This is a genomic window from Streptomyces aidingensis (assembly GCF_900112355.1).
In the GTDB taxonomy this organism is placed as follows: Bacteria; Actinomycetota; Actinomycetes; order Streptomycetales; family Streptomycetaceae; genus Streptomyces; species Streptomyces aidingensis.
In genome coordinates, this window is sequence record NZ_FOLM01000023.1 from 70,178 (window position 1) to 84,356 (window position 14,179).

At 75.8% G+C, this 14,179-nt stretch carries 13 protein-coding genes and 1 rRNA gene; 2 read left to right on the top strand and 12 right to left on the bottom strand.

Annotated elements, in window-relative coordinates:
• Positions 1-60: 60 nt before the first annotated feature.
• The 8 genes from BM242_RS26330 to BM242_RS26365 all read right to left on the bottom strand — a co-directional run bounded on the left by BM242_RS26330 (position 61) and on the right by BM242_RS26365 (position 8,552).
• Entirely contained in the window at positions 61-1,209 is a 1,149-nt protein-coding gene (locus BM242_RS26330; protein WP_093841440.1) for a glycosyltransferase family 4 protein, read from the bottom strand.
• Between the two features lie 211 nt (positions 1,210-1,420).
• A complete protein-coding gene (recN, locus tag BM242_RS26335) occupies positions 1,421-3,193 on the bottom strand; it encodes a DNA repair protein RecN (protein ID WP_093841463.1) in 1,773 nt (590 codons plus the stop codon).
• Between the two features lie 83 nt (positions 3,194-3,276).
• Complete coding sequence (locus tag BM242_RS26340; protein ID WP_093841441.1) at positions 3,277-4,227, bottom strand: NAD kinase; 951 nt, start codon at positions 4,225-4,227, stop codon at positions 3,277-3,279.
• Positions 4,224-5,051 (bottom strand): TlyA family RNA methyltransferase, encoded by an 828-nt coding sequence (locus BM242_RS26345; protein ID WP_093841442.1) that lies wholly within the window; start codon positions 5,049-5,051, stop codon positions 4,224-4,226. The genes BM242_RS26340 and BM242_RS26345 overlap by 4 nt, the downstream gene beginning before the upstream one ends.
• Positions 5,052-5,058: 7 nt before the next feature.
• On the bottom strand, positions 5,059-5,505 hold the full coding sequence (locus tag BM242_RS26350; RefSeq protein ID WP_245834541.1) for a hypothetical protein: 447 nt from the start codon (positions 5,503-5,505) through the stop codon (positions 5,059-5,061).
• A 10-nt stretch (positions 5,506-5,515) separates the two neighbouring features.
• Positions 5,516-6,358, bottom strand: coding sequence for an ABC transporter ATP-binding protein (locus tag BM242_RS26355; protein ID WP_093841443.1), 843 nt, complete (start codon positions 6,356-6,358; stop codon positions 5,516-5,518).
• Between the two features lie 140 nt (positions 6,359-6,498).
• Positions 6,499-7,494 carry a FecCD family ABC transporter permease gene (locus tag BM242_RS26360; RefSeq protein ID WP_093841465.1) on the bottom strand — a complete coding sequence of 332 codons (996 nt, stop codon included), beginning with the start codon at positions 7,492-7,494 and terminating at the stop codon, positions 6,499-6,501.
• Positions 7,495-7,565: 71 nt separating this feature from the next.
• Positions 7,566-8,552, bottom strand: coding sequence for a FecCD family ABC transporter permease (locus BM242_RS26365; RefSeq protein ID WP_093841464.1), 987 nt, complete (start codon positions 8,550-8,552; stop codon positions 7,566-7,568).
• Positions 8,553-8,727: 175 nt separating this feature from the next.
• Here BM242_RS26365 and BM242_RS26370 point away from each other — a divergent pair, with 175 nt between their 5' ends.
• Positions 8,728-9,783: an ABC transporter substrate-binding protein gene (locus tag BM242_RS26370; RefSeq protein ID WP_093841444.1), complete on the top strand. Its 1,056-nt coding sequence runs from the start codon at positions 8,728-8,730 to the stop codon at positions 9,781-9,783.
• A 72-nt stretch (positions 9,784-9,855) separates the two neighbouring features.
• Here BM242_RS26370 and BM242_RS26375 read toward each other — a convergent pair whose 3' ends face one another.
• Positions 9,856-10,932: an HAD hydrolase-like protein gene (locus tag BM242_RS26375; protein WP_093841445.1), complete on the bottom strand. Its 1,077-nt coding sequence runs from the start codon at positions 10,930-10,932 to the stop codon at positions 9,856-9,858.
• Between the two features lie 143 nt (positions 10,933-11,075).
• Here BM242_RS26375 and BM242_RS26380 point away from each other — a divergent pair, with 143 nt between their 5' ends.
• On the top strand, positions 11,076-12,386 hold the full coding sequence (locus BM242_RS26380) for a DUF1015 family protein (protein WP_093841446.1): 1,311 nt from the start codon (positions 11,076-11,078) through the stop codon (positions 12,384-12,386).
• A 21-nt stretch (positions 12,387-12,407) separates the two neighbouring features.
• Here the strand turns inward: BM242_RS26380 and BM242_RS26385 are convergent, their stop codons facing one another.
• From BM242_RS26385 to rrf, 3 genes are all read right to left on the bottom strand, one after another.
• Positions 12,408-13,250 (bottom strand): tetratricopeptide repeat protein, encoded by an 843-nt coding sequence (locus BM242_RS26385; RefSeq protein WP_093841447.1) that lies wholly within the window; start codon positions 13,248-13,250, stop codon positions 12,408-12,410.
• A complete protein-coding gene (locus BM242_RS26390) occupies positions 13,220-13,879 on the bottom strand; it encodes a hypothetical protein (protein ID WP_139238459.1) in 660 nt (219 codons plus the stop codon). Before BM242_RS26390 ends, BM242_RS26385 begins: the two co-directional genes overlap by 31 nt.
• 206 nt (positions 13,880-14,085) lie before the next feature.
• Positions 14,086-14,179: ribosomal RNA gene (rrf, locus tag BM242_RS26395) — 5S ribosomal RNA — on the bottom strand; the annotation flags it as partial.

Consider the following 14,179-nt stretch of genomic DNA (forward strand, 5'->3'; position numbering starts at 1 on the left):
TCCGCACCGCCGGGTGACCGGCGGCGCGGAGGGGGACCGGCGCCGGGTGCCGGACCGGGCCTAGCGCGGCGGGTGGGTGAATTCGTCGTAGATGCTGAGCACCTGGGCCACGGTGCTGTCCTCGGTGGGCCAGGTGGCGGCGCGGGCCTGGCCGGCCGCGGCCAGCTCCGCCCGCCGCGCCGGGTCCGCCAGCAGCGCGGCCACCGCCCCGGCCACCGCCGCCGCGTCCCCGTACGGCACCAGGACGGCGGCGTCGCCGACCAGTTCCGGCAGCCCGCCGACGGCGGTCGCCACCAGCGGCACCCCGCCGCGCAGCGCCTCCTGGGCGATCAGCGAACGGCCCGCCCAGCGGGCCGCCACCAGCGCCAGGTCCACCTCGCCGAGCAGTCGCAGCACATCCGGCCGGCTGCCCAGCAGCCGCACCGGCAGCCGCTCGCGGTCGATGCGCTCCTGGAGCGCCGCGCGGTCCCGCCCCTCCCCGGCGATCAGCAGCAGCGGGCACGGGTCGAGTCCGCGCCAGGACCGGGCGGCGGTGAGCAGGGTGTCATGCCCCTGGTGCGGGGCGAGCCGGCCGACGGCGAGCAGCAGCGGCCGGTCACCGGCGCGCAGCGCGGCGCGCAGCGAGGACGGCGTGAGGGTCGCCTGCCCGGTGCCGTAGCGGGTGCTGCCCGGCGGCACCGGAGTCCGCGGCGAGGGCAGCGCCACCGGGGCCAGCCGGGCGTCCCGGGCGCCGCGCAGCCGGGCCCGTTCCACCAGGTCGGAGGTGGCGCCCAGGACCACCGAGGCGGCCCGGGCCACCCAGCGTTCGGTGAGCCGCCGGACCCGGACGGCCGCGCCCCGGCCGCCGGGCCGGGTGTGCCAGGTCACGACCAGCGGGGTGTCCGTACGGGCCACCGCCAGCGCGGCCACGGCTCCGGCGCACAGGCCATGGGCATGGACCAGGTCCGCGTCACCGCAGGTCTGCCGCAGCCGGGCGACGGCGTCGCGGTGCGCCGGGGACGGCAGCGCGGCGAAACGGGCACCGGTCTCGGCGAAGCGGTAGCGGCGCTCGGCGGCCCGCGGCGCGCAGACCGTCACCCGCAGGCCCCGGGCGGCGAGCCCGGCGGCCAGGGAACGGACATGGACACCGGTGGCGGTGGAGCCACCGCTGTAGAGCTGGACGACGTGCAGCCGGGTCCGGCCGCGCGGCAGTGGTGGGGTGGTGGTCACGGCCGTGCTCCTGTTCGCTCGCGGGCGCCGCCGCCGCCGGACCGTCCGGCGATCGGCCGTGGTCCCGGGCGCGGCTGCCCCACCATGATGCGGGTCGGGCCCGGCCGGTCCGCGCGCACCTGCCCCGGGCGGGGCGCGGTCCGGGCGCCGCGCTCCCGGTCAGCCGCCCGCGCCGGTTCCTCCGCCGCCCCGCCGAAACCACCCGGACGAGCTACGCCGCGCCGCCGGGGTCCGCGGCGGTGCCGGGCAGGGCGCGGGCGGCGGTGGCCAGCAGTTCCTCGGCATGGGCGCGGGCCAGGGCGGAGTCCTCCTGCCCGGCCAGCATCCGGGACAGCTCGCGGATGCGGCCCTCGCCGTGCACCACGGTCACCCCGCTGCGGGTCACCGAGCCGTCCGAGGTCTTCTCCACCACCAGATGCCGGTCCGCGAACGCCGCCACCTGCGGCAGATGCGTCACCACGACCACCTGGGCGCTCTCGGCCAGCCTGGCCAGCCGCCGGCCCAGTTCCACCGCGGCCTTGCCGCCGACCCCGGCGTCCACCTCGTCGAACAGATAGGTCGGCACCGGGGCGGCGCCCGCGAAGACGACTTCGATGGCCAGCATCACCCGGGACAGCTCGCCGCCCGAGGCGCCCTTGGCGACGGGCCGCGGCGGGGCGCCCGGATGCGGGGCGAGCAGCAGCTCGATCTCGTCCGCGCCGTGCGGCCCGCAGGCCACGGTGCGGCCGTCGGCGAGGCGCGCCCATTCCCCGCCGGCCGGGCTCTCCGGCACCTCGGTCTGCCGCACCGCCACCTCGATCCGGGCGTGCGGCATGGCCAGCTGGGTCAGCTCGGCGGTGACCGCCCCGGCGAACCGGCCGGCGGCCTCGGTGCGGGCCTCGCCCAGCGCCTGGGCCAGCTCCCCCAGCCGTCCGCGCAGCCTCTCCTGCTCGGCGGCCAGCTCATCGATCCGCTCGTCGTCGCCGTCGAGTTCGGCGAGCCGGGCGGCACTCTTCTCGGACCAGGCCAGCACCGCGTCGATGTTCTCGCCGTACTTGCGGGTCAGATGGGCCAGCACCGCGCGGCGCTCCTCCACGGCGGCCAGCCGCAGCGGGTCGGCGTCCAGGTCGTCGGCGTAGCCGGCCAGGTCGCCGGCGACATCGGTGACCAGGATGGTGATCTCGGCCAGCCGGTCGGCCAGCGCGGCCAGCGCCGGGTCATGGCCGCGGACCGCCTCCAGGGCACGGTGCGCGCCCCCGATCAGGGTGCCGGCGTCCACGCCCTCCGGGTCCGCCGGATCGCCGGCCAGGGCGGCATGGGCGGCCGAGGCGGCGGTGGCCAGGGCGTCGGCATGGCCCAGCTTCCCGGCCTCGGCGGCGAGTTCGGTGTCCTCGCCGGGGCGGGGCCCGGCGGCGGCGATCTCGTCCAGCCCGAAGCGCAGCAGATCGGCCTCCCGGGCGCGTTCCCGGGCCCGGGTGGTGATCCCGGCGAGCTCGGCGGCCACCGCGCGCAGCCGCTCGTAGGTCTCCCGGTATGCGGCGAGCGGTCCGGCCACGGCCCGGCCGGCGTAGCGGTCCAGGGCCTCGCGCTGCCGGGCGGGCCGCAGCAGTCCCTGCTGGTCGGTCTGGCCGTGCACGGCGATCAGTTCCTCGCCCAGTTCGGACAGCAGTCCGACCGGCACCGACCGGCCGCCGACATGCGCCCGGGACCGGCCCTCGGCGGAGACGGTACGGCTGAGCAGGAGCGCGCCCTCGTCCAGTTCGGCGCCCGCCTCGGCGGCCCGGCGGGCGGCCGGCGCCTGCGGTGGCAGGCTGATCCGGCCCTCCACGACGGCGCCCCTGGTGCCGGCCCGGACCAGGCCGGGATCGGCCCGCCCGCCGCACAGCAGCCCCAGGCTGGTGACGACCATGGTCTTGCCTGCCCCGGTCTCGCCGGTCACCGCGGTGAAGCCCGCCGACAGCTCCACCACGGCGTCGTCGATCACGCCCAGGTTCTTGATCCGCATCTCCTCCAGCACGGTACGACCATACGCAGTCCGTGCGGCGGCGCGCGACGCTCCTCCCCGGAACGCGTGCCGTGCCGCGGCGGCTAACGGGCGGCGCCGCGCCAGCCGGCCACGGGCAGGGCGAACTTGGCCACCAGGCGGTCGGTGAACGGTGCCCGGTGCAGGCGCGCCAGCCGCACCGGCACCGCGCCGCGCCGCACCTCCACCCGCGCGCCGGCGGGCAGGATCACGGTGCGCCGCCCGTCGCACCAGAGCACCCCGTGCTGGCCGCCGGGCTGCACCTCCACCGCCAGCACCGAGTCCGGCGCGGTGACCAGCGGCTTGGCGAACAGCGCGTGGGCGCTGATCGGCACCATCAGCAGCGCCTCCACCTCGGGCCACACCACCGGGCCGCCGGCCGAGAAGGCGTAGGCGGTGGAGCCGGTGGGGGTGGCGCAGACGATGCCGTCGCAGCCGTACCGGGACACCGGACGGCCGTCCACCTCGGTGACCACTTCGAGCATGCGTTCCCGGGCGGCCTTCTCCACGGTGGCCTCGTTGAGCGCCCAGTCGCGGTAGACCGGCGGCCCGGTGGTGGAGCCGTCGTTGTAGACCAGGACGTCCAGGGTCATCCGCTCCTCGACGGTGTAGTCGCGGCGCACGACGCGCACCACCACCTGGTCCAGGTCGTCCCGCTCGGCCTCGGCGAGGAAACCGACCCGGCCGAGGTTGACGCCGAGCATGGGCACCCCGGAGGCGCGGGCGAACTCGGCGCCGCGCAGCAGGGTGCCGTCGCCGCCGAGCACCACCAGGAGCTCGCAGCCCTCCACCACGTCCGGCTTGGCCTCGACCCGTGCCACCTCTTCGGGCAGCGGGAGGTCTTCGGCCTCGTCGGCCAGCACCCGCACCCCGATGCCGTGCGCCAGCAGGCCGCGCACCACGAGTTCGGCGCTGCGGATGGCGGCGGCCCGGCCGGTGTGGGCGAGCAGGAAGACGGTGCGCGGGGCGAGAACACTGTGCCCGGCGGGGTTTTCGCCGGTGCTGCCACTGGTCACTGCGGTCCCTCCGTCACGGCGCGGTCGACCTCCGCCGGGTCGAGCGGTGGTGCCCCGGCACGAAGCCACAGGAAGTACTCGACATTGCCCGACGGCCCGGGCAGCGGGCTCGCGGTGACGCCCAGCACGCCCAGGCCCAGTTCCGCGGCCCGGCCGGCGACGGCGCGGACGGCTTCGGCGCGGAGTTCCGGGCTGCGGACCACGCCGCCGCTGCCGAGCCGTTCCCTGCCGACCTCGAACTGTGGTTTGACCATCAGTACCAGATCGCCGTCCGGAGCGGCACAGCGCCTCAGCGCGGGCAGCACCAGCCCGAGCGGGATGAAGGACAGGTCGCCGACCACCAGGTCGACGGGTTCGCCGCCGATGTCGTCCAGGGTGAGGTCGCGGACGTTGGTGCGGTCCCTGACCACCACCCGCTCGTCCGCCCGGAGGGACCAGGCGAGCTGGCCGTAGCCGACGTCCACGGCGATCACCCGGGCGGCGCCGGCCCGCAGCAGCACATCGGTGAAGCCTCCGGTGGAGGCCCCGGCGTCGAGGGCGCGGCGGCCGGCCACGGCCAGGCCGCGCGGGGTGAACGCGGCCAGCGCCCCGGCCAGTTTGTGGCCGCCGCGGGAGACATAGTCGGGCCCGGTCCGGTCGTCGGCGCGGACCAGGACCGCGGCGGCGGTGCCGACCTGGGTGGCGGGCTTGGCGGCGGTCACCCCGTCGACGCTGACCCGCCCGGCCTCGATCAGGGCGCGGGCATGCTCCCGGGAACGGGCCAGCTTGCGGCGGACCAGTTCGGTGTCCAGCCGGGCGAGCCGGCGGCGCGTCGCTGCTGCCACGGACGGTTCAGCTCCTGGAGTCGTGGGGATGCCTCCCCGGCCCGCCGGGGCCCGGCGGGCCGGGCTGCTGCGGCTCGTCGAGCGCGGTCAGCGTCTCCCGCAGGCCGCGGTGTACATCTTCGTACACCTCCAGGTGTGCGGGCACCGCGAGGTCGTCGGCGGCGGCCAGCCGGGCCAGCCGGGCGTCCACCCCGCGGTGCCCGGTGGGCCGCACGGTGATGCCCAGCGGCCGGGGCGCGTCCGCCCGCTCCCCCTCCTCGTCCCCGTCCCCGTCACCGTCCCCGGCACCGGCTTCGCCGTCCCCGCCGTCCGGTACGCCCGGGGTGCCCGGGACGTCGTTGTTCTCCGGCGCGGTCTCCGGCGCGGTCTCCGGCGGACCGTCCGGGGCGGTGTCCGCCGTGGCGGCGGGGACGGCCGGGGGCTGCTCGGCCTCGTCAGAAGCGGGCTGGTCCATGCCCCCGACGCTACCGGGTCCGGCGGCCCGCGCCGGTGACTGACCCCGCCCGGCGCCTGGCCGCGGGTATCACCAGCGGCGTCCCGGTCTCCGGATCGTCGATCACCCGGCACGGCAGCCCGAAGACCTCCGCCACCAGCTCCTCGCTGATCACCTCCGCCGGACTGCCCTGGGCGACCAGCCGTCCGTCCCGCAGCGCGACGAGATGGGTGGCGTAGCGGGCGGCCTGGTTGAGGTCGTGCAGCACCGCGACCAGGGTGCGGCCCTCCTCGTGCAGCCGGGCGCACAGGTCCAGCACCTCGATCTGGTGCGCGATGTCGAGGTAGGTGGTCGGCTCGTCCAGCAGCAGCAGCGGCGTCTGCTGGGCCAGCGCCATGGCGATCCAGACCCGTTGCCGCTGCCCGCCGGAGAGTTCGTCCACATAGCGGTCGGCAAGCTCCGCCACCCCGGTGCCGGCCATGGCCTCCTGCGTCACCCGCTCGTCCTCGCGCGACCACTGGCGCAGCAGTCCCTGGTGCGGGTAGCGCCCGCGCGCCACCAGATCGGCCACGGTGATGCCGTCCGGCGCGGTGGCGCTCTGCGGCAGCAGCCCCAGGGTGCGGGCCACCTGCCGGGCGGGCCGGGCGGAGATCTCCTGGCCGTCCAGCAGCACCGCGCCCCGGGCGGGCCGCAGCATCCGGGCCAGGGCCCGCAGCAGTGTGGACTTGCCGCAGGCGTTGGGGCCCACCACCACGGTGAAGGACCGGTCGGGAACGGCGACGGTCAGCTTCTCGGCGACGACCCGCCGGTCGTAGGCGAGCGTGACGGACTCGGCGCGCAGCCGGCTCTCCCCGGGCGGCGGGTCGGTGGTCATGGCGGTTCCGTCCTGTCTCTCGCGCTGCTCTCTCGCACTGCTGATGGCGGGTCTCCCGGAGCGGGCCCGCCCCGGCTGCTCCGGCGCTACCGCCGCCACCGCCGGCGGTGGCGGCGGCCCGGAGTGCGGCGGTGTCCGGCTCATACGCGTCCCGCCCGGCGCTCGGTCCACAGCAGCCACAGCAGATAGCCGCCGCCCAGCACCCCGGTGAGCACGCCCACCGGCAGCCGCCGGTCGCCGAACGCCTGCTGCGCCACCAGGTCGGCCGCCACCATCAGCAGCGCGCCCATCACCGCGGCGGGCAGCAGGTTGGGCCCGGCCGCCCTGGTCAGCCGGCGCGCCAGTTGCGGCGCGGTGAGCGCCACGAAGGCGATCGGCCCGGCCGCCGAGGTGGCGGCGGCGGTCAGCAGCACGGCCGCGCCCATCACCACCATCCGGGTGCGCTCGGCGGCCACCCCGAGCGCCCGCGCGGCGTCGTCGCCCATCTCCAGCATCCGCAGCGGACGGCCCCGGCCCAGCACCACCGGCACCAGCACGGCACAGGTGATCAGCAGCGGCCAGACGTGCGACCAGTCGCGGCCGTCCAGCGAGCCGGTCATCCACAGCACCGCCCGCGCCGCGTCCACCAGATCGGCCCGGGTGAGCAGATAGTGGCGCACGCCGCCGAGCATCGCGGCGGCCCCGATACCGACCAGAACCAGCCGGTAGCCGTGCACGCCGCGCCGCCAGGCGAGCAGATAGACGGCCAGCCCGGTGAGCACGCCGCCGCCGACCGCGCCGGCCGCCACCACCGCGCTGCTGCCGTTCAGGACCACGATGGCCACCAGCGCGCCGGCGGCCGTGCCCTCGGTGAAGCCGATGATGTCCGGGCTGCCCAGCGGATTGCGGGAGACGGCCTGGAACACGGCGCCGGCCAGCCCCAGGGCCACCCCGGTCAGCAGGGCGACCAGCAGCCGCGGCAGCCGCAGGTCCAGCACGATGAACTCCTCGGCGGCGGTGCCCTGTCCGGCCAGGGTGCGCAGCACCGCCGAGGGGCCCATCGGGTAGTCGCCGGTGCCGGCCAGCAGCACCGACACCGCAAGCGCCGCCACGGTCAGCGCCGCCACCACAGCTGCCGTGCGCGGGGCGACACGCATCGAGAGGCCGCCGGGGGTGCGCAGCACGGCGGGGCGGAGAGCCGCGGAGGTGCGGCGGTGGATCGGGGTTCTCACAGCTGGACCATCCTTCGGCGGCGCACCAGAAAGATGAAGACCGGACCGCCGATCAGCGCGGTGACCACGCCGACCTGGAGTTCGGAGGGCGCGGCGACCAGCCGGCCGACGACGTCCGCGCCGAGCAGCAGCACCGGCGACAGCACAACGGCATAGGGCAGGATCCAGCGCAGATCGGGTCCGGTGATGCTGCGCACCAGATGCGGCACGATCAGGCCGACGAAGACGATGGGCCCGCAGACGGCGGTGGCCGCGCCGCAGAGCAGGGTCACCGCGGCCATGGTGGCGATCCGGGTGCTGCCCAGCCGGGCGCCCAGCGCCCGGGCGGTGTCGTCGCCCAGCGCCACCGCGTTGAGCGGCCGGGCGAGCAGCGCGGCCAGGGCGAAGCCGGCGGCCAGGAAGGGCAGCACCTGGACGATGGTGTCCATCCGGGCGGAGGCCAGCGAGCCCGCGGTCCAGAACCGCATCCGGTCCAGGGCCGCGGTGTCCAGCAGGATGGCCGCGTTGACATAGCCGTAGAGCGCGGCGGTCACCGCGGTACCGGCCAGGGCCAGCCGGACGGGGGTGGCCGAGCGGGTGCCGGCCAGCGCGTACACCAGGACGGAGACGGCGGCGGCGCCCAGGAAGGCGAACCAGACGTAGCCGTGGAAGGAGCCGATGCCGAGAAAGGCCATGGCGGACACCACGGCCGCCGCGGCCCCGGCGTTGACGCCCAGCAGTCCCGGCTCGGCCAGCGGATTGCGGGTGAGCGCCTGCATCAGCGCGCCGGCCAGGCCGAGTGCCGAGCCGGCCAGCAGTCCCAGCAGGGTGCGCGGCAGGCGCAGTTGGCGCACCACCACGTCGGTGTCGCTGCCGACCGGGCTGACCAGCGAGTCCCAGACGTCGCCGGGCGGGATGGACTTGGCCCCCAGCGCGACGCTGGCGGCGGCCACCAGCGCCAGCAGCAGAGCCGAGACGGCGAGCCCGCCCGCCCGGGCCGGGATGCGGCGCGGGGCGGGTGGAGCGGCCGGTCCGGCACCGGGCGGGGCCGGGTCCTTGGCGGGCGCGGCGTCCGCGGTGGCGGCCGTCACGCCGGGGTCCTGGTGCTGCAACCTTCACGCATGTGGTTAGGTTAGCCTAACCTTCCCCCAGAGCTTCACTGAGAGGTCCGAGCACGTCATGACCATATCCCGCGCCAAGCTGACCAGACGTTCCCTGCTCGCCACCGGAGGAGCCCTGGGCGCCGGTGCTCTGCTCACCGCCTGCGGCAGCGACTCCGGCTCCGCGGAAGCCGGCGGGGACAACGGCGGCGGCAACGGCGGCAACGGCTCGGGCCCCTGGAGCTTCACCGACGACCGCGGCACCACCGTCGAACTGGACAGGACCCCGGAGAAGATCGTCGCCTTCACCGGCACCGCCGCCGCCCTGTACGACTACGGCGTGGAATGCGTCGGGGTCTTCGGCCCGACGGTGACCGCCGACGGCGAGCCCGACGTCCAGGCCGGCGAGCTCAATGTCGACAAGCTGACCGTCCTGGGCAACGCCTGGGGTGAGTTCAACGTCGAGAAGTACGCCGGGCTCGCCCCCGAACTGCTGGTCACCAACATGTTCGTGGAGAACGGCCTCTGGTATGTGCCGGACGAGAGCGCCGAGACCATCGCGGGCCTGGCCCCGACCGTCGGCATCGCGGTGGCCCCGGCCGCGCTGCCGTCCACCACCCTGCTCAGCGCCATCGAGCGCACCGCCGAACTGGCCGGCGCCCTGGGCGCCGATCTGACCGCCCGGCAGAACACCGAGGCCCGGACGCGTTTCGAGGCAGCGGCCGAGTCACTGCGGCAGGCCGCCCGGGACAGCGGCGGACTGACCGTGCTGGCCTGCTCGGGCGACCCGGACCTGTTCTACGCCTCCGACCCGTCCGCCTCCGCCGATCTGGCCTACTTCAAGGAGCTCGGCGTGCAGATCGTCACCCCCGACAATGTCGAGGGCGGCTTCTTCGAGAGCCTGAGCTGGGAGAACGCCGACAAGTACCGGACCGACCTGGTCATGCTGGACAACCGCAGCAGCGCCCTCCAGCCGGCCGACCTGGCCGACAAGCCGACCTGGACCCGGCTGCCGGCCGTCGAGGCCGGACAGGTCATCGAGTGGACCACCGAGCCGCGCTACTCCTACGCCGGCTGCGCCCCGCTGCTGGAGGCGCTGGCCGAGGCGCTGCGCACCGCCAAGCGCGTGAGCTGACCGGGGCGCCCCTGCCGGAGCGGCGGCCGGGGCGTCGGGTACCGGCCGGACACCCGACGCCCCGGCCGCGGTTCAGAGCCCCAGCCTGGCCAGCGCCTTGTCCGCGTCCAGCGGAGATTCGCCGTCCCCCGCGGACCAGGCCGCCGCGCACAGCGCCCGCAGCCCGTCCAGGGCATCCCCGGCGCCCTCCAGTTCCAGCACCCCGCCGCGCACCACGGCCCGCCGGCCGCCGCACCGGAAGCCGTCGCCGTCCGCCGTCACCGCGGGCTGCGCCGCCAGCAGCCCGCGCAGATCGGCCGCCACATAGGCCGGCCGGTGTTCCGGCCGGGCCGCCAGCAGCTGCGCGGCGTCCGTCACCCCGGTCAGCACCAGCAGCGCGTCCACGCCCGCGTGAAACGCGCCCTCGATGTCGGTGTCCAGCCGGTCGCCGACCACCAGGGGACGACGCGCCCCGGTCCGCAGGATCGTCTCCCGGTGCATCGGCGGCAGCGGCTTGCCCGCCACCCACGGCTCCCGGGTCCGGCCGGTGGCGATCCGCACCGCCTCCACCAGCGCGCCGTTGCCCGGCGCGATGCCGCGCTCGCCGGGGATCGTCAGATCGGTGTTGGACGCGAACCAGGGCAGCCCGCGATTGACCGCGATCGCCGCCTCCATCACCCGCCCCCAGGGCATCTCCGGGCCGCCATACCCCTGCACCACCGCCGCCGGGTCGTCGTCCGCCGACTCCACCGGCACCAGACCACGTTCCCGCAGCGCGACCCGCAACCCCTCACCGCCCGCGCACAGCACCCGCGCGCCCGCGGGCAGATGCTCGGCCATCAGCCGGGCCACCGCCTGCGCGGAGGTGACCACCTCCCCGGGGTCCGCCGCCAGGCCCAGCCCGGTGAGATGACCGGCCACCGCCGCCGGCGTGCGATTCGCGTTGTTGGTGACATACGCCAGCCGCATCCCTCCGTCCCTGGCCGCGACCAGCGACTCCACGGCATGCGGCACGGCCGACCCGCCCGCGTACACCACCCCGTCGAGATCGAGCAGCGCGGTGTCGTACAGCCTGCTCAGCGGCCCGTCACTGCCCTGCGGGGCCCGCCGCGGCCCGCCCCCGTCCCCGGCCGAAACCGCGGTGGGGTCTTCCGTGCTGTTACCGGCCATCTGTTCCCCGCCTCTGCTCGCATCGCTCCCGTTCGGTCCCAAGGCGATCGGAACCGACGGCTTTCCCTGCACGACCGATCATCCCGCATGCCTCCGCTCACCTGCCCGGAGGCCCTCCGCGACCATCGGCTTACCATGCCGGAATGCGTACCGCCCGCCGGGCCGACGGCCTCGACCTGGCCCCCTTCCGAGCCCTGCGCTATGTCCCCGAACGCATCCATGAACTGGCCGCCGTCACCTCACCGCCCTACGACGTCGTGGTCCGCCCCGAGGGCTGGAGCCATCTCCACACCTCCCACCCGTACAACATCGTCCGGCTGATCCTGCCGGAGAACGGCAATCCCTCCGCGGCCGACCGCCACCGCAGCGCCGCCGCCGCCCTGGCCCGCTGGACGCGGGACGGCGTGCTGGCGCCGGACCCGGAGCCTGCCCTGTACCTGTACGAGCAGCGCAGCGGCTCCGTCCTCCAGCGCGGCCTGATCGGCGCACTCCGCCTCACCCCGCCGGAACAGCGCGTCGTCCTGCCCCACGAAGAGGTGATGCCGGATGTGGTCGAGGACCGGGCCGGGCTGATGCGGGAGACCGCCGCCAATCTCGAACCGCTGCTGCTCTCCTACCGCGGCGAGCAGGACGACGGGGCCGGCGGCGGCGCCGCGGCGGTGATCGACCGCACCGCCGCCGGGCCTCCGCTGTTCCGGATCACCACCGAGAACGGCTTCTCACACCGGATGTGGGCCATCACCGACCCGGCCGGGCTGCGCCGCATCCGCACCGATCTGGCCCGGTACACCGCGCTGATCGCCGACGGCCATCACCGCTGGGCCACCTGCCTGCGGCTGGCCCGGGAACACGGCGGTGCCCCGCCCTGGGACCGCGGACTGGTGCTGCTGGTCGACACCGTCCGCCATCCCCTGCGGGTGGGCGCCATCCACCGGGTGCTGCCCCGGCTGGCCCCGCAGGACGCGCTGGCCCGGCTGCGGGGCGCCTTCCGGGTCCGGCCGCTGGACACCCACGACCTCGGCACCGCCCTGCGCACCCTGCACACCGTGCGGACCGCCCCCGGCGACAACGCCTTCCTGCTGGCCGGCGGCGGACGGTTCCATCTGCTCGACCGGCCCGACCCCGCGCTGCTCGCCCGCACCGTCCCCGCCGGCCGCCCGGAGGCCTGGCGGCGGCTGGACTCCACCGTTCTGCACAGCACCCTGCTGGGCTCCCTCTGGCAGGTGCCCGATGCGCCCCCGCATGTGGAGTATCTGCATGAGGCCGAGGCCGCGGTGTCCCGTGCCGAGGCGCGCGGCGGTTCCGCGGTGCTGCTCCGCCCGGTCGCGGAGGACACCGTCCGGCAACTGGCCGAGCAGGGCGTGCCCATGCCGCAGAAGTCCACCTCCTTCGGCCCGAAGCCGGCCACCGGGCTGCTGCTCCGCAGCCTCACCGCCGAACGCGCCCAGCACTGACGGCCCCAGCGCCCCCGCCCGCTACCGCTCCACGTCGTCCCCGGTGTCCTTGGCCCGCAGCCCGGACTCGAACTCCTCGTCCATCCCGTCCGTCTCATCCATCTCGAACTCGTCGCCGAGCAGCTCACGGCCCTCCGGCCGCCCCGTTCCGGCATCCCCCTCGGAGTCCTCCTCCGCCTCCAGTGCGTCGAGGAATTCCACGCCGTCCAGCTCGGCCAGCCGGTCCGAGGCGTCCGTGGCCCCCTCCTGGTCGGCCTCCACCGCCCGGGCGAACCACCTGCGGGCCTCCTCCGCCCGGCCCACCTCCAGCAGAACGTCGGCATAGGCATAGCGCAGCCGCGCGGTCCACGGCTGATGGGCGCCGGAGGTCAGTTCGGGGCTCTGCAGGGTCACCACCGCGGCTTCGGGCTGCCCCATGTCCCGGCGCGCCCCCGCGGCGACCAGCCGCATCTCCACCCGGCCGGCCTTGTCGAGCTGATTCGCCTCGGGCGCGCCCGCCATCGCCAGCGCCCGTTCTGGGCGTCCCAGACCGCGCTCGCAGTCCGCCATCATCGGCCACAGATGTACCGAGCCGGTCATCCGCCGCGCCGCCCGGAACTCGGCCAGCGCCTCCGCGTACTTGCCGACCCCGTAGGCGGCGAACCCGGCCGCCTCCCGGACCGCGGCCACCCGCGAGGCCAGCCGCAGCGCGGTCCGGGCGTAGGCATACGCCCGCTCCGCGTCCTCGTCCAGCAGCTGCGCCACCATGACCAGGTTCCGGGCCACATCCGTGGCCAGCGTCTTCGGCAGGCTCTTGAGCTCCTGCTGCACCTCCCGGTCCAGCTCGCCCCCGGTCACCTCGTCCGGGATCGGCAGTCGCCGCACCTGCTCACGGTCGTGCTGACGCGGACGTGCGTCCCTGCCCTCCGGCCCGCGGCGATAGCCACCGCCGCGCCGCTCTCCGGGCCGCCCGTCCCGGCGGTCGCTCCACCGGCCGTCCCGCCCACCGGGACGCGGCCCGCCGCGACGCTCGTCTCGCCGGTACTCCCGCCGCTCGCTGCCGCGCTCGGCCCGCGGATACTCCCGTCGCTCCTCACGCCCCCCGGACCAGCCGCCTGTACGGCGGTCCTCACGACGGTCGCCCCGCCGCTCGTCCCGGCGGTCATCCCGCCGGACAGGCCGCCGCTCCCCGAAACCACTCCGCCGTTCGTCCCGGCGCCGCTCATCCCGCCGTTCCTCCCGGCGGTCGTCACGACGACGGTCATCCCGGCGGTCGTCACGACGATCCTCCCGCCGCCGGTAACCGGGACGGTCATCGCGTCGCTCCCAGCGCCGCTCGTCGCGCCGCGCCTCTCGCCGCTCACCCGCACGGTCGCCTCCGCTGCGGCGCTCCCCGTACGGCCGGTCCCCGCCACGGGGACGATCCTCCCGGGAGGACGACGGCCGGTAACCGTCCCGCCGCTCACCACCATCGCGACGGCCGTCCCGCCGCTCATCGCGGCGACGGAAATCACGCTCCCCATCACGGCGGAATCGGCCCGACGGCCGTTCCCCGCGGTCCGGCCGGTCCGGCCGGCCGGACCGATCCGATGGCCGACGCCTCTCCGGCCGCTCCTCGGAAGAGTTGGACATCGACGCGACTCCTGTCTTTCACATACTCAAACGAAAGGGGCCCTGGTTCCCCAGCGTGAACGCTGGGGACCAGGGCCCCTCAATAATTGTTCGGCGGCGACCTACTCTCCCACACGGTCCCCCATGCAGTACCATCGGCGCAGCAAGGCTTAGCTTCCGGGTTCGGAAAGTAACCGGGCGTA

Excerpts from the sequence above, each read along its gene's own strand:
- recN (WP_093841463.1), bottom strand. The coding sequence starts at position 3,193 with ATGCGGATCAAGAACCTGGGCGTGATCGACGACGCCGTGGTGGAGCTG.
- BM242_RS26350 (WP_245834541.1), bottom strand. The coding sequence starts at position 5,505 with ATGGACCAGCCCGCTTCTGACGAGGCCGAGCAGCCCCCGGCCGTCCCC.
- BM242_RS26355 (WP_093841443.1), bottom strand. The coding sequence starts at position 6,358 with ATGACCACCGACCCGCCGCCCGGGGAGAGCCGGCTGCGCGCCGAGTCC.
- BM242_RS26360 (WP_093841465.1), bottom strand. The coding sequence starts at position 7,494 with ATGCGTGTCGCCCCGCGCACGGCAGCTGTGGTGGCGGCGCTGACCGTG.
- BM242_RS26370 (WP_093841444.1), top strand. The coding sequence starts at position 8,728 with ATGACCATATCCCGCGCCAAGCTGACCAGACGTTCCCTGCTCGCCACC.
- BM242_RS26375 (WP_093841445.1), bottom strand. The coding sequence starts at position 10,932 with ATGGCCGGTAACAGCACGGAAGACCCCACCGCGGTTTCGGCCGGGGAC.
- BM242_RS26380 (WP_093841446.1), top strand. The coding sequence starts at position 11,076 with ATGCGTACCGCCCGCCGGGCCGACGGCCTCGACCTGGCCCCCTTCCGA.